This window comes from Stenotrophomonas nitritireducens (assembly GCF_001700965.1).
GTDB lineage: Bacteria > Pseudomonadota > Gammaproteobacteria > Xanthomonadales > Xanthomonadaceae > Stenotrophomonas > Stenotrophomonas nitritireducens_A.
Genome location: NZ_CP016756.1, coordinates 2,909,117 through 2,930,512, shown reverse-complemented (window position 1 = coordinate 2,930,512; position 21,396 = coordinate 2,909,117). Strand labels below are relative to the sequence as shown.

Annotated in this window: 16 protein-coding genes; 8 read left to right on the top strand and 8 right to left on the bottom strand. The window is 59.8% G+C overall.

Annotated features, from left to right (window positions below; genetic code table 11):
* From BCV67_RS12370 to BCV67_RS20135, 5 genes are all read left to right on the top strand, one after another.
* Nucleotides 1–1,650, top strand: a complete 1,650-nt coding sequence (locus BCV67_RS12370) for an ATP-binding protein (RefSeq protein WP_062169583.1) — start codon at nt 1–3, stop codon at nt 1,648–1,650.
* Nucleotides 1,647–2,471 carry an HNH endonuclease gene (locus BCV67_RS20140; protein WP_156455875.1) on the top strand — a complete coding sequence of 275 codons (825 nt, stop codon included), beginning with the start codon at nt 1,647–1,649 and terminating at the stop codon, nt 2,469–2,471. The genes BCV67_RS12370 and BCV67_RS20140 overlap by 4 nt, the downstream gene beginning before the upstream one ends.
* A gap of 172 nt (nt 2,472–2,643) precedes the next feature.
* The gene (locus BCV67_RS12365; RefSeq protein WP_062169585.1) at nt 2,644–4,293 is read left to right on the top strand and encodes a DEAD/DEAH box helicase; all 1,650 of its coding nucleotides are present in this window, start codon (nt 2,644–2,646) and stop codon (nt 4,291–4,293) included.
* A complete protein-coding gene (locus tag BCV67_RS20715; protein WP_082746624.1) occupies nt 4,293–4,715 on the top strand; it encodes an EcoRII N-terminal effector-binding domain-containing protein in 423 nt (140 codons plus the stop codon). The genes BCV67_RS12365 and BCV67_RS20715 overlap by 1 nt, the downstream gene beginning before the upstream one ends.
* The gene (locus BCV67_RS20135; RefSeq protein WP_156455876.1) at nt 4,715–6,373 is read left to right on the top strand and encodes a hypothetical protein; all 1,659 of its coding nucleotides are present in this window, start codon (nt 4,715–4,717) and stop codon (nt 6,371–6,373) included. Before BCV67_RS20715 ends, BCV67_RS20135 begins: the two co-directional genes overlap by 1 nt.
* Before the next feature lie 158 nt (nt 6,374–6,531).
* On the opposite strand, the gene aceE is transcribed toward BCV67_RS20135, so the two are convergent.
* Nucleotides 6,532–9,219 (bottom strand): pyruvate dehydrogenase (acetyl-transferring), homodimeric type, encoded by a 2,688-nt coding sequence (gene aceE, locus BCV67_RS12360; protein WP_057629774.1) that lies wholly within the window; start codon nt 9,217–9,219, stop codon nt 6,532–6,534.
* A gap of 396 nt (nt 9,220–9,615) precedes the next feature.
* On the opposite strand from aceE, the gene BCV67_RS12355 reads away from it, so the two are divergent.
* Complete coding sequence (locus tag BCV67_RS12355) at nt 9,616–10,113, top strand: PadR family transcriptional regulator (protein ID WP_062169588.1); 498 nt, start codon at nt 9,616–9,618, stop codon at nt 10,111–10,113.
* 87 nt (nt 10,114–10,200) lie between these two features.
* A complete protein-coding gene (locus tag BCV67_RS12350) occupies nt 10,201–10,992 on the top strand; it encodes a siderophore-interacting protein (RefSeq protein WP_062169590.1) in 792 nt (263 codons plus the stop codon).
* A gap of 711 nt (nt 10,993–11,703) precedes the next feature.
* Here the strand turns inward: BCV67_RS12350 and BCV67_RS12345 are convergent.
* Both BCV67_RS12345 and BCV67_RS12340 read right to left on the bottom strand, forming a co-directional pair.
* On the bottom strand, nt 11,704–12,474 hold the full coding sequence (locus BCV67_RS12345; protein ID WP_062169592.1) for a hypothetical protein: 771 nt from the start codon (nt 12,472–12,474) through the stop codon (nt 11,704–11,706).
* 50 nt (nt 12,475–12,524) lie between these two features.
* On the bottom strand, nt 12,525–13,589 hold the full coding sequence (locus BCV67_RS12340; RefSeq protein WP_062169594.1) for a linear amide C-N hydrolase: 1,065 nt from the start codon (nt 13,587–13,589) through the stop codon (nt 12,525–12,527).
* Between the two features lie 159 nt (nt 13,590–13,748).
* Here BCV67_RS12340 and BCV67_RS12335 point away from each other — a divergent pair, with 159 nt between their 5' ends.
* Nucleotides 13,749–14,078 carry a hypothetical protein gene (locus BCV67_RS12335; RefSeq protein WP_062169596.1) on the top strand — a complete coding sequence of 110 codons (330 nt, stop codon included), beginning with the start codon at nt 13,749–13,751 and terminating at the stop codon, nt 14,076–14,078.
* A gap of 94 nt (nt 14,079–14,172) precedes the next feature.
* On the opposite strand, the gene dcp is transcribed toward BCV67_RS12335, so the two are convergent.
* The 5 genes from dcp to BCV67_RS12310 all read right to left on the bottom strand — a co-directional run bounded on the left by dcp (nt 14,173) and on the right by BCV67_RS12310 (nt 21,389).
* Nucleotides 14,173–16,332, bottom strand: a complete 2,160-nt coding sequence (gene dcp / locus BCV67_RS12330; RefSeq protein WP_062169598.1) for a peptidyl-dipeptidase Dcp — start codon at nt 16,330–16,332, stop codon at nt 14,173–14,175.
* 112 nt (nt 16,333–16,444) lie between these two features.
* Nucleotides 16,445–17,047, bottom strand: a complete 603-nt coding sequence (locus BCV67_RS12325; RefSeq protein ID WP_062169600.1) for a lysophospholipid acyltransferase family protein — start codon at nt 17,045–17,047, stop codon at nt 16,445–16,447.
* A gap of 3 nt (nt 17,048–17,050) precedes the next feature.
* The gene (gene arfB, locus BCV67_RS12320; protein WP_057630429.1) at nt 17,051–17,482 is read right to left on the bottom strand and encodes an alternative ribosome rescue aminoacyl-tRNA hydrolase ArfB; all 432 of its coding nucleotides are present in this window, start codon (nt 17,480–17,482) and stop codon (nt 17,051–17,053) included.
* A gap of 614 nt (nt 17,483–18,096) precedes the next feature.
* On the bottom strand, nt 18,097–19,032 hold the full coding sequence (locus BCV67_RS12315; protein ID WP_062169602.1) for a hypothetical protein: 936 nt from the start codon (nt 19,030–19,032) through the stop codon (nt 18,097–18,099).
* Nucleotides 19,029–21,389 carry an LTA synthase family protein gene (locus tag BCV67_RS12310; protein ID WP_062169604.1) on the bottom strand — a complete coding sequence of 787 codons (2,361 nt, stop codon included), beginning with the start codon at nt 21,387–21,389 and terminating at the stop codon, nt 19,029–19,031. The genes BCV67_RS12315 and BCV67_RS12310 overlap by 4 nt, the downstream gene beginning before the upstream one ends.
* Between the last annotated feature and the right edge of the window lie 7 nt (nt 21,390–21,396).

Genomic DNA, 21,396 nt, shown 5'->3' with positions numbered 1-21,396 from the left:
ATGAGTACAGCTCCAAGAGACCTAACAAACCTTCCGGATCCGTCCAGACTGATCTTTGGCCTGAGAGATACCGGCTATGATTTCAACACCGCCGCTGCGGATATCATTGATAATTCTATTGCAGCCGGCGCCACCGACATCAGCATTCAGGTCGAACTAGAGCGTGACGGAAGAAAATTCGTCTACTTCGGAGACAACGGAGCAGGCATGGACGAGGACGAGTTATTTCAAGCCATGCGCTATGGAGCTCCGAAACGAGAAAACCTAAAGAGTTTAGGAAAATTCGGCTTGGGCCTAAAAACCGCATCAAGTTCCATCTGCCTAAAATTCGCGCTTATAAGTAAAAAAGCCGCATCAGAAACGTTGAAAAAGCTCGCCTGGGACCTTGATCATGTTGAGAAAAACAATGTGTGGGAGATGCTTGAGGAAGACGTAACTGATTCTGAAAAGACGCAGTTTGCCGAGCTTTGTGGCGATCACGGGACGCTACTCGTCTGGTCGAAATGCGACCGTCTGCTTACTAAAACATATGAACAAGCCGGGGGCGCACCGGAGAGAAGGGCTGTAACAAGCAGAGTGGAGCGACTTCGCGAACATATCGGTCTGGTTTTCCATCGCTACTTGGATCTCACGAATCAAGATTATCCGAATGTAAGCATTGAACTCAATGGAGAGGCCATCCACTCTTGGGATCCATTCTTTACTGAAAAATCAGAACAAGTCCTTCCTTCCCACGCACAGAAAATCGAGCTGGAACTTGAAGATGGATCAACCCACGAAGCTCGGATGCGCGCGTGGATTCTTCCCCACAGCAAAGATCTCAGCGAGGAAGAGAACGAACGGGCGAAGATATCTAGCCGCGCCCAGGGGTTCTACATTCATCGTGAAGGACGAATCATCCACCATGGCGGCTGGCTAGGCGTCTTCCGCTCCGACGACTATCATTATTCCCTTCTACGCGTCGAGTTTGATTTTGATCACAACCTTGACGATGCTTTCAAAATCGATGTCAAGAAATCCCGAGTACTTTTTGATCCCGCGCTGGAGGAATTCCTCAAGAAGCAACTAAGTCCGTTTTGGAACGAAGCGAATAAGCGTTATCGACGAAAAGATAAACAAGCGGCCGCTGCACTTGTCCTTGATCACCAAAGTGCAAACAAGACAATTGGCTCGACCAATGCACAGACGGCGGCAGTATCCTCAGTTGATTCGAACTCGCAAACAGCCACAGTGGATAATAATCACGGCCAAGGCATCAAGTTACGTGTACCGATTGATAACGATGTCAACCCTCGTGCCATATACATCGACACCGTAGACGACATCACATCCGGCCATGTATGGGAACCAGCCATGCGAAGCTCCGGGCAGTCGGGCCATCGCGTTGGGGTAAGAGTAAACAAGCACCATGACTTCTTTCAGAAGATCTACCTCCGTGCACAATCCCAAGGCTACACCATGGACGGAATAGACTATCTCCTATGGGCCTTCGCCGCTGCGGAAATCAACAACTCCAATCCTGAGCTAATGCCGGTTTTTGAGGACCTTCGCGATGAGATATCCATGAATCTGAAGAAACTTCTGCGCGACACCCCGACCCCGAGCGCTGACGACTTACTGCCCGATGAGAAAGGTGGCGAAGGACAATGAATGCGCCAGAAGATTCGGCTTTTCTTTTGAGAATGGCTTTAGAAAAGGGCATTGGCACTAAAATAGCTGTCGGTCACACATCACCAGGCCTTCGCTCTGGATTGATTGCATACTTCGATCAACTCGGGAACACCAGGGGCCCCGTATGCAGAATAGTTCCGCATGGATTGAAGCGATACAAAGTTCAAATGAGCTTCGGGAATTATTCCACACCGTGCATTGATCAAATGTTGTCGGCCCCACGGGAGCAGCTCTTAACCGCGCGAGCTCTTCTCAAACAGATTCCGCCTAAATACAAGTTGACAGTCTGCGGGGAGAGTGAGAACAACGAGTGGAATATCACAGATGGAAAATTCGCCATCGAAGCTACTGGTCCCGCCATCGGCAATCACGGGACATTTGAAGCACTGAAAGAAGCTGCGACTGACACAATAATTCCAATACTCGCAGCCATGGCAGAGTTGATTGGATACGATGAAAATGAAGTTGTCATCGACGAGAATTATATGGAGGGAGCTATATCCGCGTCTCTTGTCATAAAGAGAGAGCGTAGTCGCAGGAACCGGTATTTATGTCTATCAATCCATGGAAACAGATGCGCAGGCTGCGGTTTTGGCATCGAAGAACTTTTCGGGGGCGCGTGCTCAATAATTGAAGTTCACCACTTGCAGCCGCTCTCGACATTGACTACACCAAGGGAATACGACCCTCGATGCGACCTAGTACCACTCTGCCCAAACTGCCATAGAATTGTTCATCTTCGGAAGCCAACCCCCTATTCTCTAGAAGAACTTAGGTTACTTCTTGCTGATGGAAAATAAAGAACCCACTTCATGGTCAATTAGCTTTGAAGATCTCGCAGCCGCCCCACCCGCAGGCCGGACTGTAAGATCCTCGGTGCTAGCGCCAGTGCTCCGAATCACGAGAGTCGGACTAAGCTACGTTGCAGAACTTGGCGGATATCATGCTACAAGGACAGCAGGGCGCAGATTCTTGAAGGCGGCAACAGTTGATTGCAACTGGGCTGCCGACGCCGACGTGATCTTTGCGCTACCTGTGGACTCGGGTGTTGTTGCTCGGTCAATTCTTGATGGACGGAATCCTTTAAATCTATCCTTCCCTGACGTTCTGCATCTAAGTGCATCGGTTAATCAGAACATTAGCGTCGAAATTGAAGAATCCGTCTTGGTACCAGCGTCCGAGCTCAGCAATCTCGGCGCCCCCCCGCATTCGCCTGAAGGATTGAATGCGAAACTTTACGATTACCAGGCGCGGGGGGTAGCTTGGATGGCTCATGTTGCAGAGAGGCTCAACGGTTTCATCCTTGCCGACGAAATGGGGCTTGGGAAAACTCTACAGATTCTCGCGCTACTATTGCAAGTTCGTCCAACGCCAACCCAACCTGCACTTATAATTTGTCCAACCACGCTTATTGCCAACTGGCAAAGGGAAGCAGATAGATTTGCTCCGAGCCTCAGCGTTTCAGTTCATAGAGGCGCACTACGGGGGACCTTGCCCCGGCACCTTCTTGGCGCAGAGATCGTTATTTCGACGTATGACACCGTGGTCAATGACCTAGTACTCTTTAAGGCAGTTAATTGGTCGTGGATGATCTGTGACGAGGCCCAGGCCCTCAAGAATCCGGATTCAGCGAGGCGGAAGTCGATAGCGCAGATTCCAAGAACAAGAACAGTGCCCATGACCGGCACTCCAATAGAGACCCAACTTCTTGACATATGGTCCCTTATTGACCTAGCGATTCCCGGGCTATTGGGTTCGCGTGCCAATTTCGACGCCAAGTATCCAAACACGGAATCGGCAGCCTCATCTCTCGCCGCAATCACTGCCCCAATCGTTCTCAAGCGACGCGTGACCGACGTTGCTCAAGATTTACCGGATCGAATTGATATTATTGTTCCTTTGGAGCTCACCCCAGACCTAGCTGACGCCTATGAAGCTGTCAGAATCGAAACAATTGCAACCTATCCAATTGCTGGCTCCATGGTTGCTACAGGGCAGCTTCAGATATTTTGTGCACACCCATCGCTACTAAAAAATGAAACAGATTCGTATCGGGAAAACGTCGCTAATACACGCATCAACTCAGATCGAAGTAAAATAACGCCAAAACTAGCGCGTACCATTGAGATTATTCAAGAAGCATTCGCCAATAATCGAAAGGTGCTTATCTTTGCAAGCTATAACGAATGCAACTCAGTCATTCGCAACAGGATGCGCCCTTCTCGCGACATTTACTGGAACTCAATCAATGGCTCTACACCCCAAGTAGACCGCCAGTTAATTGTAGATGAATTCTCAAAGCACGACGGAGACGCGGTTCTAGTACTGAACCCCAAAGCTGCGGGAGCTGGACTTAATATTACGGCAGCAACGGTCGTTATTCACTTCACTCAAATGTGGAATCCTGCACTTGAGGCACAAGCCAGTGCGCGCGCGCATCGAAGAGGACAGACCGCGCCCGTGAGCATCTACCATCTCTACTACGTCAGCACGGTCGAAGAAATTATGCTTCAGCGGGCCCAAGAGCGAAGGGAGCTTGGCGAAGAGGCCGTACCCCACTGGCGCCCAATTCAAGACGATATTGCAAGGGCGCTCATCATCAGCCCCGTAACGGATATTTGATGACCACGTTTATCAAGCAGTTGAGCGCAAACGACATTGGATCCACTGGAAGTCACCAAGCTGGCATTCTTGTCCCTAAGGGGGACCCTGAGTTGGTTGGATTCTTTGGAAAGCTAGACCCAAGCCACCTTAACCCAGACGCTTGGATCTCGTGCGTGGATGAAGAACTAAAAGAGTGGAGACTTAGGTTTGTTTACTACAACAATAAGCTGCACACCCCTGGCGGTACTCGAAACGAATATAGGATTACCCACCTCACAAAGTACTTCAAGTCAGTCAACGCCGCTCACGGAGACTCTCTTGTTTTCACCTCCTCGTCTGAGCCGAGGCACTTTTCTGTGCGCCTCGAACGCTCTATAAAACCGGAAATACACACACACCGCCGCCGCGTAGTACTCACCGGCTGGCGAAAGGTTCACTAGTGATAGATGACGCTCTATTCTTCCGCCTAGATCCAAGTCAGCATCTGATCTCGTTAGACGTACTGAGAATCGGAGAAATTGAAAGACGCCTTAAAGACAGCAACATTAATTCGCTGGGCGATTTATTAAGCAGAATTGCAATCACTCCCGGCTTCCTGAACAAAAAGACAAAGCTTGAGCATCATGAAATTCATGTCCTACGACATAGGCTCCTACTTATTGAGAGCCTTCTCGATGAAGATGGGAATGTAGATTGGGAAAAGTTCCAAGAAATAGAGCTGTTCGATATCGCACCATCGATCAAAGATAACGAACATCATAAACCCATCAGATGCGACAGTCTTGCCACATTTTTTCCTAGACAGCCGATAGCTGACGGCCATTCATTCTTGTCCTCGATTCCGGAAGTTCTCACTGCCTTCATTTCATCGAGGGGATCTGATATTGACACCTTAATTCTCGAAAATAGAGTATTAAAGTATCCCGAGGAGAGAATGACACTGGAAGGGGTCGCGACTGCCTCCTTCTCAAAGGTGACCCGTGAACGAGTCAGGCAACGAGAGAAGAAAATGCTCTCATCGTTATCGGACTTGTTTTCTGGATCACCCAAGAATGCATCAAAGCTCGCACTTAGGGCCGATTTCATTGACTATTGGCATAGAGCGAGGGATCATTTTCCCGCCGAGGGCGAGGTTAGCCTCTATGACTTTGTCCACGGACTTCATTGCGTTTGGGACGTTCCACATTCGACGGTCCTAGCGAACCTGCCCCTCATACTAGCTGTACTTACGAGCAAGGCGTCACTTCCTTTTGGCCTTGCGTCACAGATTCGCGAAGGCTGCGATTTTCTCGCTCCACTCCCAGTACAAATCGAAGAAGCTCCGATCTCCGCTTTTCCTTGTGAAATTGCACTTGCCGATTTTCAGGCCCTAGGAATCAATACAGTAGGTGAGCTCTGGCAGGGGTTTCGTGATCAAATCCTTCCTGGTCCAAACACCAAACTAGGAAAGTCCCTTAGAGCATTCGCGAGAGCGCTACGCACGTCTTCTCGCGAAGCGGACGCGACCTTTGATTGGAAAGCTTACTGCGAAGCGCTGGGCGTGATTCGCATCAGCGGAGACCCGATTGAATGTGTCGCAGATGCGCTCACAAGGTTACCCGAGATCGTGGAAACGGCGATTTCGATAGGGAACTACCCAAGAAATTCAAAAGCCATATTCCGGATGCGCATTGCAGTAAATCGAAAAACCAGACCAACTCTCCAACAAGTTGCAGAGAAGCTTTGCACCTTCGGCCCGTGCATTAAGCGCGATGAAACCCTATTACTACGCGGACTGAATTCTCTTCTTGTAGAAAGGGAGCTATGCACCTCTCTGCTGTTAATCGACAAAGCTCACTTAGAGGCATGGCAGCAATTAGCCGGCCTATTCTCGGAAAGTGCCGGCGACTTTAACAAGTTCGGACGGTTGGTCAAGCTTCATTGTCAGGAAGTACCAGAATCGTCATCGGCCACTCTTGAGGCCGCTTGGTCAATTCTTAATCAGTATCCCGGAGGGAGGAATCGCTCTCGTAAGATTTTGGATCATGCGCACACTTACGCATCACTCCAAACACCGGGCTCAGCCATCAAACTTCGAGGCTTTAGAAGGGTTCACTGACCAATTCTTCTCCCTGACAAGAATTGGAAAAGGTGGCTAGGCAGCCTCACATCGCTAATCACACCATATGCCCAAACCGCAAGCTGCATCGTCGAAACGAAAGAGGCAGCCCACTCCTAGGCTACCTCTTCCGCAGATGCTAAGTTCTTAACTCTACATCAAACCCCAACAGGATTAGCCTTCTCAGGATCAATCCCATACTGCTTGATAGCCCGGGCGACATCCTTCGCCGTCATCTTCCCATCCTTCGCAAGCGCCGCAATGGCCGCATGCGCGATGTAATAACGGTCAACCTCGAAGAAGCGACGCAGGTTGGCGCGGGTATCCGAGCGACCGAAGCCGTCCGTGCCCAATACCGAGTACGTTGCCGGCACGAAGGCGCGGATCTGGTCGGTGTAGGCGCGCACGTAGTCGGTTGCGGCGATGACCGGGCCCTGGCGACCTTCCAGCAGCTGGGTGACGTAGGGCTTGCGGGCTTCGGCTTCCGGGTGCAGGCGGTTCCAACGCTCGGCGTCGAAACCATCGCGACGCAGTTCGTTGAAGCTCGGGCAGCTCCAGATGTCGGCGGTAACACCGAAATCCTTGTCCAGCAGTTCGGCCGCTGCAATGGCCTCGCGCAGGATGGTGCCGCTGCCCAGCAGCTGCACGCGCAGCTCGCCCTTCTTCGGCTTGCCGGCGTCGGTGAGCAGGTACATGCCCTTGATGATGCCTTCGGCTGCGCCTTCCGGCATGGCCGGGTGGGCGTAGTTCTCGTTCATCAGGGTGATGTAGTAGTACTCGTCGATCTGGTCTTCCATCATGGCCTTGGTGCCGTGCTGGAGGATGACGGTTACTTCGAAACCGAAGGTCGGGTCGTAGCTGCGCACGTTCGGAATGCCGCCAGCAACGATGTGGCTGAAGCCATCTTCGTGCTGCAGGCCTTCACCGTTCAGCGTGGTGCGGCCGGCGGTGCCGCCGAGCAGGAAGCCGCGGGTACGCATGTCCGCTGCCTGCCAGGCAATGTCGCCAATGCGCTGGAAGCCGAACATCGAGTAGTAGATGTAGAACGGCAGCATCGGCACGTTGCTGACCGAGTAGCTGGTACCGGCCGCCATCCACGAGGACATGGCACCCGGCTCGCTGATGCCCTGCTGCAGCACCTGGCCGCTCTGGTCTTCGCGGTAGTACATGAGCTGGTCGGCGTCGACCGGCTTGTACTTCTGGCCGTACGGAGCGTAGATGCCGATCTGGCGGAACAGGCCTTCCATACCAAAGGTACGCGCTTCGTCGGCGACGATCGGCACCAGGCGCGGGCCCAGCTCCTTGTCACGCAGGCTGATGTTCAGCGTCTGCACGAAGGCCATGGTGGTGGAATAGGTGCGCTCGCCAGATTCCTTGAGCAGGCGCTCGTAGGTTTCCAGCTTCGGTGCGATGAAGGACTTGTCGGCCTTCTGGCGACGCTGCGGCAGGTAGCCGCCCAGCGCTGCACGACGCTCCTGCAGGTACTTCATTTCCGGCGAATCCGGGCCCGGGTGGTAGAACGGCACCTGGCCGTCCTTGAGCTGCTCGTCGGTAACCGGAATGTTGAAGCGATCGCGGAAGTGCTTGACCGATTCGTCGTCCAGCTTCTTGGTCTGGTGGGTGGGGTTGAGCGCTTCGCCAGCGCTGCCCATGCCGTAGCCCTTGACCGTCTTGGCCAGGATCACGGTCGGCATGCCCTTGGTGTTCACGGCCTGGTGGTAGGCGGCGTACACCTTGTGCGGATCGTGGCCGCCACGGTTCAGGCGCCAGATGTCGTCGTCGGACAGGCCGGCAACCATGGCTGCGGTTTCCGGGTACTTGCCGAAGAAATGCTCACGCGTATATGCGCCGCCGAAGGCCTTGCAGTTCTGGTACTCGCCGTCGACGGTTTCCATCATCAGCTTCTTCAGGACGCCATTGGTGTCCTTGGCCAGCAGGGCATCCCAGTAACCGCCCCACAGCAGCTTGATCACGTTCCAGCCGCCGCCACGGAACACGCCTTCCAGTTCCTGGATGATCTTGCCGTTGCCACGCACCGGGCCATCAAGGCGCTGCAGGTTGCAGTTGACCACGAAGATCAGGTTGTCCAGGCCTTCGCGGCCGGCCAGCGCAATCGCGCCCAGGGTTTCCGGCTCGTCCGACTCGCCGTCGCCGATGAAGCACCACACCTTGCGGTCGCTCTTCTCGATCAGGCCGCGGTTTTCCAGGTAACGCAGGAACTGCGCCTGGTAGATGGCAGCCAGCGGGCCCAGGCCCATCGACACGGTCGGGGTCTGCCAGTAATCGGGCATCAGCCACGGGTGCGGATAGGACGACAGACCGCCGCCATCCACTTCCATGCGGAACTTGTCCAGCTGCTGCTCGCTGATGCGGCCTTCCAGGAAGGAACGCGCATAGATACCCGGGGCGCTGTGGCCCTGGATGAACAGCAGATCGCCCGGGTGGTTGTCGCTGGGCGCGCGCCAGAAGTGGTTGAAGCCCACGTCATACAAGGTGGCGCCGGAGGCGAACGAGGCGATGTGGCCGCCCAGGTCGCCCGGTTTGCGGTTGGCGCGCACCACGGTGGCCATCGCGTTCCAACGGATGATGGAGCGGATGCGCCATTCCAGCTCCGCATTGCCGGGGCTCTTGGCTTCCAGCTGCGGCTCGATGGTGTTGACGTATTCGGTCGTGGGCGAGAACGGCAGGAATGCACCCGAACGACGGGTCAGTTCAACCATGCCTTCCAGCAACTGATGCGCGCGCTCGGGGCCCTCGACATCGATAACGGCCTTCAACGACTCGATCCACTCCTGGGTTTCCAGGGGGTTCGTATCGTTGTTAAGCATCTCGTTCAACCAGTTCATTAGCGCTCCCAGTTACTGCACGCACGCGCGCGCTTGTCGTTATTTTGAGCCCCAAAGTGTAGCGCACCCGCCACGTTCCCAAGCTGGCTACGCATGCGTATGGGGCGGGAAAAGCCAGTGTCTGCAAGACAGTTGGCGACATGCCGCATGCACCTGCAAGGACACCCGTGGACAGTGCCGGCACCCCGCTGCAAACGCTTAATGGCGCGAAACACCGGGCGAAGTTGCCATCGGCAAGGGTCAGCGCAGTGACAGACCGGCAATGCTGCAATGCAACACGGGGTACGGAATGCAAGCCCCCTTGGTCTGCACCGTCCCAAATGCCGCAGGCTCGTTTGTGCTCGTGGCGGTTTCGATATATCGTTTTGCGCAATTTCGATATATCGAAAACCTCTGATGAACCCCACCGAACCCCGCCGCCGCCCCACCCCACGCCCCCTCGGCCGTGGCGATCTGCGTCTGCTGCTGCTGTCGCTGATCGGCGAACAGCCCCGCCATGGCTATGAGCTGATCCAGCAGATCAGCGAGATGTTCGTGCGGGTGTACACCCCCAGCCCGGGCTCGGTGTACCCGCTGCTGGCCGATTTCGAGAGCCAGCGCTGGGTAAGCGCCGAGGAAGATGGCGGGCGCAAGCGCTACCACATCACCAGCCTGGGCCAGGCCCAGCTCAAGCTGCGCGCCGAGGACGTGGAGACCGCCCGCATGCGCGCGCGCCACAACTCCCGCGTCATCGCCCGGGAGAGCCTGCCGGCGCCACTGCGCGATGCCATGCATCAGTTCACCCACGCGCTGATGTTGCGCAAGGGCGAATGGCAGGCGCCGGACGTGGCCCGCATCGCCGCCCTGATTGCCGAAGCCACCGACTTGGTGCAACAGCAATCGCAGGAAAACTGATCCGCATCACCGTTGCACCTTACGACCCAGCCAGAGCGATCCAGCCAGGTCACCCCGGCCCTGCCGACACTGACCACAGGTACCCCCATGTCACAGCATGAAACCCAATTGATCCGCATGACCCCGCGTTTCCGCCAGCTGCAGGTGCTGCGCGCTGAACGCCTGACCCCGAACATGCAGCGCATTGTTGTTGGCGGCGCCGCACTGGAAGGCTTTGACAGCCGCTCGCCGGATGACCACGTAAAGCTGTTTTTCGCCAATGCCGAGGGCGAGTTTGTATTGCCCGAACTGACCGAACAGGGCCCGCGTTACCCGCAAGGCAAGCAGCCGTCGCCGGCGCGCGATTACACGCCGCGTTTCTACGATGCCGATGCCGGCGAGCTGGTGCTGGACTTCGTGCTGCACGGCGATGGCCCGGCCACCAGTTGGGCGGCCAATGCCGAGGTAGGCGATGAGCTGGTGGTGGCCGGCCCGCGCGGCTCGCACGTGGTGGCCGATGATTTCGACTGCTATGTGCTGATTGGCGATGAGACTGCGTTGCCGGCGATTGCGCGGCGCTTGGAGGAATTGCCGGAAGGCGCGCAGGCCGAGGTGTTCATCGAGATCCCGGAAGAAGGCGATCGGCAGCCGCTGGAGAGTGCAGCGCAGGTGACGGTGTCGTGGTTCGAGCGCAATGGCTTTGATGCGGCCAGCAGCACCTTGCTGGAAGACGCGTTGGTCGATTTCGAGCAGCCCGATGGCGACACGCATTACTGGATTGCCACCGAGTCCAAGCGTGCGCGGATGATGCGCAAGTTTGTCGAAGGGCATCTGCAGGTGCCGAAGGATTGGATCCGCGCTACCGGTTATTGGAAGGCTGATCCGAACGAGGCGGAGTGATGCTTGAAGCCTGACCCTTCTCCCTTCGGGAGAAGGTGCCCGGAGGGCGGATGAGGGTGCGGGCGAAGCACCTGCATGAATGATTTCCAGAGGGGCTTCGCTCCCTACCCTCACCCCAACCCCTCTCCCGGGGGGAGAGGGGCTTCTAGCGCTTCCCTTCTCCCCTCGGGAGAAGGTGCCCGGAGGGCGGATGAGGGTCGGTGCGGAGCACCTGCATTGATGATTCCAGCGGGCTTCGCTCCCTACCCTCACCCCAACCCCTCTCCCGGGGGGGAGGGGCTTCCAGCGCTTCCCTTCTCCCCCTGGGAGAAGGTGCCCGGAGGGCGGATGAGGGCTGGTGCGAAGCACCCGCATCGATGCTTGCGGAGGGCTTCGCCCCCTACCCTCACCCCAACCCCTCTCCCGGGGGGAGAGGGGCTTCCAGCGCTTTCCTTCTCCCCTTGGGAGAAGGTGCCCGGAGGGCGGATGAGGGTTGGTGCGGAGCACCTGCATCGATGATTGCGGGGGGCTTCGCCCCCTTCCCTCACCCCAACCCCTCTCCCGGGGGGAGAGGGGCTTTCAGCGCTTTCCTTCTCCCCTTGGGAGAAGGTGCCCGGAGGGCGGATGAGGGTGCGAGCGAAGCACCTGCATGAATGATTTCCAGAGGGGCTTCGCTCCTACCCTCACCCCAACCCCTCTCCCGAGGGGAGAGGGGCTTTCAGGCTTTGGGCCTTATCGCGCTGCGCCGAACTGGTAGGTCACGCCCAGCATCGGGCCGGACAGGGATACGTCCAGGCGCTTGCCGTTGTCGCGGTAGTCCAGGCTCTGGTGGCGGTAGCCCATCGAGACGAACAGCTTGTCGGTGGCCTGATAGTTGGCCAAGGCCAACAGCTGCCAGGTGGAATCCGAGCCCACACCAAAACCGCCTACATCCACGTAGGCAATGCTGCTCCAGCGCGGCGTCAGCGCCTGCCGCCAGCGCACGCCGGCAATCGGGTCGACGAAGGAGGAATCCGAACGCGCCGATACCAGCCCCGGTACGTTCACCGCGGCGCTGATGTCCCAATAGCGGACACCAGCCAGCAGATCGATGCCGGTGCGCTCGGTCGCCATCCAGGCATAACCCGCCGTCGCAGTCACCGAGGTCTGGCGCACTTTCACCTTCGCTGCCAGGCCCATCGGCAGCGGCGTCGAATCCGAGGTCGATGCATGGGTGAAATCGGCCTGCAGTACGAAGTCACCACGGCGCGCGGTGCCGGTGATGAAGGCGGCCGCGTCCAGGCTGTCCATCAACTCGGAGAAGGACTTGTCCACGTCGGCCATCGGTGCAGCACGGAACGGCCTTACCTGGCCTTCCATGCCACTCATCCACACGTAGGGCGTGGCCTGGAAACGCCAGCTGTCGTCATTGCTGTTGTCCTGCGCATGCGCAAGCGGAATGCCGCCCATCGCCAGCAACAGCAGCGGCAAACATGGCCGCTTGAGGTTGAATCGGGTTTTCATTGAAGCTCCGGATGTCGCGTGCCCGGTTTGCCGGGCACGCAGGTTGTGCATTACACGCCGAGGAAACGGAACGGCTTGGTTTCCTTGAACTGGGCGTTGGCTTCACCCGAATAGATGGTGCGCTGCTGCGGGCCCAGGTCCAGGCGCTTGACCTTGCCGCCCTTCTCGCTGAAGTCGATCTTCTTCAGGTCCACCCAGAACACATTGGTCGCCAGCGCTGACTCGAAGTAGTAGCGCATGCGCGACTGGTCGGACACCGTGCGCCAGCGGGTGGAGGAGATGTTGGGCTGGTCCGGGGTGGTGATGCCGTACGGCACCGACACGTTGCGGATCACGCCGAACACGCTGGCGGTGGATTCCACCGGGTCGGTCGACTTGGGAATGGCGTCGATATAGAACGCGGCGCGGGCGAAGCGGTCCGAGGCGCGGTTGGTGCCCGGCAACATCACCGTGCCACCAATCTGCCGCCAATAACTTTCCAGTGCCAGCTGCTCTTCGAAGATCGGCGAGTTGGTCATCACCTTGTAGTCGCGGCTGTGATGAATGACCTGCTTGCCCTTGATGTACTCGATGATGGCGCTGTCGCCGCTGGCATCTGACAGCGACAGGTGCAGCGTGGCCAGGCGCTGCTCGCCGGGCGCTGCATCGCTGACCAGGGTGAAGGGCTCGGCGCTCAGCACCTTTACCGCTTCCTCAACGGTGGCGAAGTTGTCGAGCATGTACTGCGTCCACACCGAGATTGCGAGGCCAGGCTTGCCGCTGTTGCGCTCGGGGTATTCGGATTCGGCCAGCCACAGCAGGTTGGCGACCAGGCCGGCCTCGTTCATGCCGTCGGTGGTGGAAATATCGTAGGCGCTGGCGATGACGCTGCCATAGCGCGAGGTCCACTTCAGCGTGTCCGGGCCGGTCTCGCCGGTGCGCGGCATGCCGCGCGGGAACATCCACAGGTGGGTGCCGGTGTCGATCTTGTAGTCCATCGAGCGGCCGGTGAAGATTTCATTGCCGGCGCCGTGGTAGACGAAACGGGTGCAGGCATCGGCATCGTGCTGCAGGCCTGCCATACCGACCAGCAAGGTGGCACAGGCGGCAATAAGGGATCGCTTTGCTGATTTCATGATGAGCTTCCTTGGCGGGGTCAGGTCAGTGATGCAATCGGAATGATCCTAACAGCTATTCATTTTTCAGCTTCGATGCAGTTGGCATTCCAAAAAAACAAATATCCGGTGACAGGCCGCTGCTATGCTCAGCGCATATTTGAATGGAGGATCCGCCCCATGCCTGCAATCACACTGCATCACACTGCCGCAGCGCTGCGCCCGTTGCTGGTCGGCGGCCTGCTGGCCACTGCCCTGAGCGCCTGCGTGAGCGCGCCGCCGGTCGCCAATACCGACCCGAACTTCGGCCTGTGCAGCGACTCGTCACTGCAATGGGCGGTGGGCACGGTCAACGATGAGCCCACCGTGCGTCGGCTCAAGAAGGAAAGCGGCGCCGGCCTGCTCAACCCGATCAGCCCGACCACCATTGTTTCGCGTGATATCCGCAAGGACCGCCTGCGCGTGTTTGTCGACGCCAACAATGTGATCACCGCAGTGCGCTGCGAGTAACACGCACCCGCGCTGCAGCTGCAGAACAACACGTACAAACACGAACGGCAGGGTTTCCCCTGCCGTTCGTCGTTTTACACCTGCACGCCTAGGCTTATTTCAAGCCGCGGTTGTGCAGCAGCGGCTCCACGCTCGGGTCCTTGCCGCGGAAATCGCGGTAGGCCGTTGCCAGGTCGCGGGTATTGCCGATCGACAGGATCTTGTCGCGGAACACCTGGCCGTTCTCACGGGTAAGGCCACCGTTCTCCTTGAACCACTCGAAGGCGTCGTGGTCGATCATTTCCGCCCAGAAATAGGCGTAGTAGCCGGCCGAATAACCACCGCCCCAGATGTGGTCGAAGTAGCTGCTGCGGTAACGCGGCGGCACCTGCGCCAGGTCCACCTTGTAGCGCTTGAGCGCGTCGGCTTCGAACTTGTCCACGTCCTGCAGCGGTGCGTCAGCGCCCTGCGTATGCCAGGCCAGGTCCAGCAGTGCCGCCGACAGGTACTCGGTGGTCATATAGCCCTGGTTGAAGGTCTTGGCCTTGGCGATCTTGTCCACCAGCTCCTGCGGCATCGCTGCCTTGGTCTGGTAGTGCTTGGCGTAGTTGGCGAACACCTTCGGGTCCGATGCCCAGTGCTCGTTGAACTGCGACGGGAACTCGACGAAGTCACGCGGCACGCCGGTGCCGGCCACGCTGGGGTACTTGGTGTTGGAGAACATGCCGTGCAGGGCATGGCCGAACTCGTGGAACATGGTGGTCACGTCGTCCCAGCTCAGCAGCGCGGGCTGGCCGGCGGCGGGCTTGGTGAAGTTGCTGACGTTGTAGACCACCGGCTTGGTGCCGGTCAGGCCGTCCTGCTCGACGAACACGTCCATCCAGGCGCCGCCGGACTTGCTGTCACGCTTGTAGAAATCGGCGTAGAACAGCGCCAGCGGCTGGCCGTTGGCATCGGTGACTTCAAACACGCGCACGTCCGGGTGGTAGACCGGCAGGTCCTTGCGCTCCTTGAAGGTCAGGCCGTAGAGCTGATTGGCGGCGAAGAAGACGCCGTTCTGCAGCACGTTGTCCAGCTCGAAGTAGGGCTTGATCTGCGCTTCGTCCAGGTCGTACTTGGCCTTGCGCACCTGCTCGGCGTAGAAGTCCCAATCCGACGCGGTGGCCTTGAAGCCGCCCTTCTGCGCATCGATCACCTTCTGGATTTCAGCCAGCTCGCCACGCGCCTTGGCGGTTGCCGCCGGCACGGTGTCGGTCAGCAGCTTGAGCGCGTGCTCCGGCGTCTGCGCCATCTGGTCGGTCAGGTTGTAGGCGGCGAAGTTGGGGAAGCCGAGCAGCTTGGCCTTGGCCGCGCGCAGCTGGGCCAGGCGCTGGATGATCTTGCGGGTGTCGTTGGCGTCGCCGTGCTCGGTGCGGGTTTCCGAGGCTTGCAGCACCTTGGCGCGCACGTCGCGGTCCTGCAGCGAGCCGAGCACCGGCTGCTGGGTGGTGTTCTGCAGGCTCAGCACCCACTTGCCATCGAGCTTGCGGCCCTTGGCGGCATCTTCGGCGGCGGCGATATCGCCATCGGACAGGCCAGCCAGCTGCGCCTTGTCGTCGATGACCACCGCACCGGCGGCAGTGGCTGCAACCAGCTTGTTGTGGAAGTCATTGGCGAGGGTAGCTTCCTCGGCGTTGTACTGCTTCAGCGTTTCCTTGTCGGTATCGCTGAGCTGCGCGCCGGCCTTGACGAAGCCCTTGTAGGTTTCCTCGACCACGCGCAGCTGCTCCGGGTCCAGGCCCGCTTCGGCGCGGCCGTCATGGATGGCCTTGATGCGCTCGAACAGCTTGGCATCCAGGCGGATGGCATCGCTGTGCGCGGCCAGCTTGGGCACCACGTCTTCCTGGATCTTCTGCCGTTCCGGGTTGGTATCGGCCTGCACCACGCTGAAGAACACGCGGCTGACGCGGTCCAGGATGGCGCCGGATTTTTCCATCGGCAGCAAGGTGTTGTCGAAGGTGGCCGGCTGGGTGTTGTCGGTGATCTGCTTGATCTCCGCCAGCTGCTGGCGCATGCCTTCCTCGAAGGCCGGCAGGTAGTCGCTGTCCTTGATCTTGTCGAAGGCCGGCGCCTGGAACGGCAGCGTGCTGACGCTCATGAAGGGGTTGGTGGAAGCATCGGCCGGATTGGCGGCCGGCGCGGGGGTATTGGCGGTCACGGGGGCAGTAGACTCCTTGCCAGAACAGGCGGCCAGCGCAAGGCTGATGGCGGCGGCCAGAACAACGGTACGCGACATGAAACGGCTCCTTGGGAACGGGCTTCGAACAGCCTTTCACCCTACTCCGATCCAGCCCCGCCGACATGTGCCGATGGTGGCGCCGGCCAGCGCCGGATGTGTCGGCAGCGGCTCAGCTGGAGCTGTGGTTCTTGCCCTGCCACTGCCGGTACCACTGGCGGATGGCGGCCATGTCGGCCACATCATCACCGCTGGTATGGAACACCGGCCCGAAGCCGATCACCCGCTCCGGATAATGGAAGTAGGCGGGAATGATCGGCACATCGGCCATGCGGGCGATCTTCAGGAAACCGCCCTTCCATTCAGTCACCTGCTTGCGCGTACCCTCCGGCGCCAACGCATACCAGACCTGCTCGCTGTCGCGGATCATCGCCACCGCCTGGCCCACCGTGCCCTGCGGCGAACTGCGGTCCAGCGGCACCACGCCGAGCCGGCGCAGCAGCACGCTCAGCGGCCACCAGAACAGCTTGTCCTTGCCGAGGATGCGCGCTTCCAGGCCCAGCGCCATCTTTGCCGCCAGCCCCCACAGGCCGTCCCAGTTGGACGAATGCGGCGCGGCGATCACCACCGCCTTGGCCAGGTCCGGGATCGGCCCACGGATATGCCAGCCGCCCATGCGCAGGATGCTGCGCCCCAGCCAACGGCTGAAGGCGGCATTCTTGCGCTGCGGCATGGCGGCGGGAAGATCCGGAACGATCGGCGGCGTGTTGCTCAAGCACTACTCCCAATTACGTGTTGAACGGCCGCGCTTGACCTGCGCGCGTTCTTTTTTCTGATCCAGACGGCGCAGCTTGGAGCCGTAGGAAGGCTTGGTCGCAACGCGGGGTTTGGGCACGCTGAGGCTGGCCTGGATGAAGCTGGCCAGCCGCTCGCGCGCATCCTGACGGTTGCGGTCCTGGGTACGGAAGCGCTGCGCGTCGATCACCAGCACGCCCTCGCTGGTCACCCGGCGGTCGCGGCGGGCCAGCAGCCGCTCGCGCAGCGGTTCGGGCAGGGACGGCGAGCCGGCGATGTCGAACCGCAGCTCCACCGCAGTGGAAACCTTATTGACATTCTGCCCGCCCGCGCCGGAAGCGCGCACGAAGCGTTCGACGATCTCCGTTTCCGGTATCGCCAATCGTTCCGAGATTTCAATCTGCTCCGTCGCCATCGGCGCATTGTACGGGCTGCGGCAGTTTTAGCCCCTCCCCTGGAGCGCAACGTGTTGGCCGCTTCCTTGCGCGTAGCGCGGGATGACAACGGTGGTGCGCGGGATGAGGCATGAACGTAGCCCGGGTAAGCGCAGCGCACCCGGGGTGGTTGGCGCACCTTCGGGAAGACCCCGCCATTTTTGGACCCCGGGTGCGCTGCGCTTACCCAGGCTACGGCGTGGCCTTTTTCCGGGGCGTTGGAGCTTCAAAAGCACCCCTCCCCAGCCCTCCCCTTTGCTGTGCAAAAGGGAGGGGGCAAAGCGGGCACCGCGCGGACTCGGCAGCCTGCAGCCATAGGCCCCTGCCCTTTGCTGCGCAAAGGGGTGGAGCAAAGCGGGCGGCGCTGCGGACTCGGCGGCCCGCAGCCATCTGCCCCCTCCCTTGCGCATAGCGCAGGGGAGGGTTGGGGAGGGGGGCTTTTCGCGATTGATCCGGAGTACCAGCAGAGGTGACTACTACGGATTCTTGCGAGCTCGATTTTGCTGCGGTGATGGAGCCCCAAAAGCACCCCTCCCCAGCCCTCCCCTTTGCTGCGCAAAAGGGAGGGAGAAAAGCCGGTGCCATGCGGAGGCCGCTACTTCCAGTAGCGCCCTGCCCAACGCCGGTAGGCGCGGTAATGGTGGATCGCAAAGCCATCGAACGAAGGCTCGTTGCGCAGTGCGCGTTCCACCTTGCGTACTTCCTGCTCGAACACCTTCGGCCCTTCTTCGTCGAAGGTGACCTTGTTGATGTCATTGGATGAGACTTCCAGGCCGATCACCACCTTCTTGCCAACCTCGTTGGCATAGGCGATCTCGCTGGCGGCGTGCGACAGGATGCTGTCCGGGCCTTCGGCCTTGTCGCGGTAATCCATCAACGCCACGTAATCGTAGATGTTGATGGTGTGCTCGCTGACCGGCCGGCTGCGGCCGTTCCATTCCACCTCGATGCCGTCCAGCCAGAACGGGATGGCCGGGCCCACCGTCAAGGTGGCGCCGGTTTCCTGCTTGATGCGCATCACCGCCGCACTCATGTCCAGGAAGCCGATCAGCAGGTCTTCGCGGGTGTCGTCTTCCCATTGGTCGAGAATATGCGGCTCGATGTCCAGGTTGGCGCCGTCGAAGCGCGCCGTTTCCGGCACTGATGCGTTGTACTCCACCACCCGGCGGAACATCGCTTCAGCCTCCTTGCGGTACTCGGGCAACACGTAGTTCTGCGTGCTGAGGTACCAGGAACCGAGCAGCGCATACACCTTCATCCCCTTGCCATGCAGGCGCTCGATGAAGGCACGGTACAGCTGCGGCTGCTCGACGATGAGGTTGCGGTCCTTGAAGGCGTCGGCGTACAGATACACCGTATCGATGCGCTGCGACTTCAGGTACGTCACCGCTTCGTCGGCCACCGCCGGGTCTTCGATCATCGCGTAGGACTCGGCCTCCCAGGTCCAGATCGCGCGACTGGCCGCAGCGGCTGGCGCCATCGGCACCAGGCACAGCGCTGCCAGCACACCCAGGCTGAAAAACCGGGTCATTGCGACTTCTCCACCGCTGCGCCTGCATCCACCTGCAGGTGATAACGGCCCTGGCCGATGGCTTTGCCGGTGTCCGGATCGGACGGGAATACCGACACATAGCAATGGCCGCCGCACTGTTCCGGCAGGCGCAGCTGCAATTGCACCTGCTGGCTGCCTGCGGGCGGCAGCTGCATGGCCTGACCATAGACTTCCTGCAGCTCGCGGCCGTCCTCGCTGGACATCACCGCCAGCGGCACGAACAACTGGCTGGGCTTGGCATCGCCGCTGCTGAATACCGCGGTGAGCTGTACGCCATCGGCGGTGCGAGCCAGCTCGGCCGACGCCAGCGACAGGCCATGCGCCACCGGCGCCGCCGTCACTTCCATGGGCGCTGCCGGCGCGCTGTAAGCCACCAGTTTCGGGGTCAGCCCTTCGGGCGTCAGCGCGTTCTTCTTCATGAAAATCGCATTGGCCTGGGTGTAACGCTGCAGGCGCTGCTGGGCCCAGGCACGCACACTGGCGTCGTCGGTTTCGGCCAGGTGCATGCCGTCCTGCAACTCGTACACCTTGCCGTCATGCAGCCACCAGCGTTCGGCAAGATATTCCGGCGCACTGGTCTTGGTCTGCTTCAGCGGCAGCTGATGGGTGTTGCGGAAGGTTTCGGCCATATCCAGGCCGGTGCCCAGCCACGCCGTCTGCGCGGGCCGCTTCAGCCCATAGGTGTTGGACAGCAGCGCCATCAGCGACGGCGTCACGTCCAGCTGCGAGGACACCGCGCGGATGCGCCGGGGCTGCTTGAGCAGCGGCGAGAACATAATCAGCGGCACGTGATAGCGATCGATATGCTCACCCATCGGAATCTCCGGCAGACGGTGGTCGCCGGTCACCACGAAAATGGTGTTGGCATACCAGGGCGTCTTTTCCACCGAGGCGAAATAGCGGCGCAGCTGCTCATCGGTGTACAGGATGGTGCTGTAGATGTCGGTGCTGGCGCGGTAGCCGGCACGCTGCGCTTCGGGCACCTGCAACTGCTGCAGGCGCTGCTCGAACTGCTTGCGGTACACATCCTGGTCGGGGAACTCGTAGCTGGTGTGCATCGAGATGGTCTGCATCGCCATCAGGAACGGCGCCTGCAGCGTGTCGTTGTCGGCCAGCACGCGCGACACCAGTTCCTTGTCCGGGTAGCCCCAGGCGCTGAACGGATTGCGCTGGTAGGCAGCGCCGAAATTGTTCATGTCCACCAGCGTCTGCACCTGCTGGCCCTGCATGTAGCCGCGCTCGTCATCGAAGCTGGTATCGGTGCCGTTGTAGAAGGCGGTGTTGTAGCCCTGCTGGCGCAGCACACTGAACAGGCCCGGATGCGGCGGCATGCGCTCGCCCAGCGCGGTGAAGCCTTCATCGGCAAACGGCGCCGACCCGATCAGGGTGGGCAGCACGCCAAAGGTGCGGCCCTGGTTGGCCAGGAAATTGTCGAAGTACAGGCTGCGCGCAGCCAGCTCATCGAGGAACGGGGTGAAGCTGCCCAGCGACGCCTGCGGGCCGGAGAACGAGCGGCCCAGGCCTTCCACCACGATCAGCACCACGTTCGGCGGGCGGCCATCGCTGGTGGGCGAGAAGTACGCACCCAAGGTGTCCGGCGTCTGCTCCTGGCGCAGGAACGGGAAGTCGGGGTCCAACGCCGGCTCGTTGCTGGCCGCCGCGCTGGGCACCACCGCCACATCCGCCTCTCCCTTGAACCAGCGCCATACATCGGCGCTGAACCAGGCCAGCTTGTTGCAGGCCAGATCGCGCGAGGCGACATCCTTCAAGGCCACGGTGCCGGCAGGCAACGGCAGTATCCAGGCGATGCCGGCGGCAACCAGCAGCACCGTGCTCCCCACCGTGGAGCCTCGCCCATCACGCCGCGCCAGCCACCCCAGGCCCAGCCACAGCACCAGCAGCGGCAAGGCCATCGCCAGCACGCCGCGCAGCCCCAACGGCGCGCCATCGGCCAGGGTGGTGCGGATTTCCGCCACGCTGTAGCCAAACAGGTCCGCACCCAACGGCACATGGGCCACCTGGAAATACTGGTCCAGCAGCACCTGCACCACCAGGAACAACGACCACAGCACGCCCAATGCAATGGTACGCGGCAGCGCCCGTTTGATCATCAGCAAGGGCACGCTCAACAGCATCAACAACGGCAGCGCACGCAGCAGCATCAACACCGCCTGCGCAACGGCGATGCCGGCCACTGCCCCGCCCTGCACGCCGCCACCGGCGCCGGCAACGCCGTTGCTCACCGCCATGGCCACCAACACCAGCTGCGCAAGCAGCAACACCGGGAATACCGAGGAAAAGCGCGCCCAGGCGCCACCGTCATGCGTGGAGATCATCGTCAAC